The organism is Ulvibacter sp. 2305UL32-6 (genome assembly GCF_058148545.1).
Genome location: NZ_JBYVKA010000051.1, coordinates 1 through 856 on the forward strand (window position 1 = coordinate 1; position 856 = coordinate 856).

Here is an 856-nt window from a genome sequence, read left to right on the forward strand (position 1 = left end):
ACCGTTGTGCTTCATTATCAGAAACCGCTAACCAATGATAAAATTCTTTAGAAAAATTCGTCAAAACTTGTTTATGGAAAATAGAACTGGAAAGTATTTTAAATATGCTATTGGAGAAATTATTCTTGTGGTAATCGGAATTTTAATTGCGCTACAGATTAATAATTGGAACGAATCTAGGAAACAATCCACAACTGAAAAGGAATTTATAACAAGCTTAAAAAATGATTTAAAACAAGATAAAGCTTTTATTGAGACCATATTAGAACTTAACGAACCGAGAATAGAGGCTTATCAAATCTTGAATAACGACTTACAAAACCTCTACAATAATGATAGAAAACATTTATACTCTATATTCAAGAATTATTTTAGAAGTCAACGGACATTTTATCCTATTTCTGGCTCTTACGAATCAGCTGTATCAGGAAATCAAATAACTATTTTCCGAAACAAGGAATTAGTTCAAAAAGTAGTTAAATTATATAATTCAACTTATGATAGATTGATTGATAACGGTAGGATTTTGGACGAAAGATGGGCTTTTTTAAGTAAAAAATATAGCTACGAAAGAAGAACTGGAAATTTTCGTGAAATGAAACCTGAACAATTGACTGAATTTCTAGACGATGTATATCACCATTTTATACAATTGGAATGGTATTTAAAACAGCTAAAATTAGCAACGGCAGAAATTGATGAAATAAATGTAGAAAAATAACGAAAGCACAACACCGTGTATAATTCATTGCTAGTGCTAGCCTACTTGGAAATTCCTTCGGAATTTCCTCTGGTTCGTTTTTGTTTACTAATTTAGTTGCTGAAACACGCAACGAAATCATACACAAACACGTTA

General features: G+C 30.4%; 1 protein-coding gene. It reads left to right on the top strand.

Annotated elements, in window-relative coordinates; translation table 11 throughout:
- Nucleotides 1-73 precede the first annotated feature (73 nt).
- Nucleotides 74-721: a DUF6090 family protein gene (locus ACY2RU_RS17655; RefSeq protein WP_490139804.1), complete on the top strand. Its 648-nt coding sequence runs from the start codon at nucleotides 74-76 to the stop codon at nucleotides 719-721.
- The last annotated feature ends 135 nt before the right edge of the window (nucleotides 722-856 follow it).

What these genes read in the sequence shown, in the direction of transcription:
- ACY2RU_RS17655 (WP_490139804.1), top strand. Translation starts at nt 74, where the DNA reads ATGGAAAATAGAACTGGAAAGTATTTTAAATATGCTATTGGAGAAATT.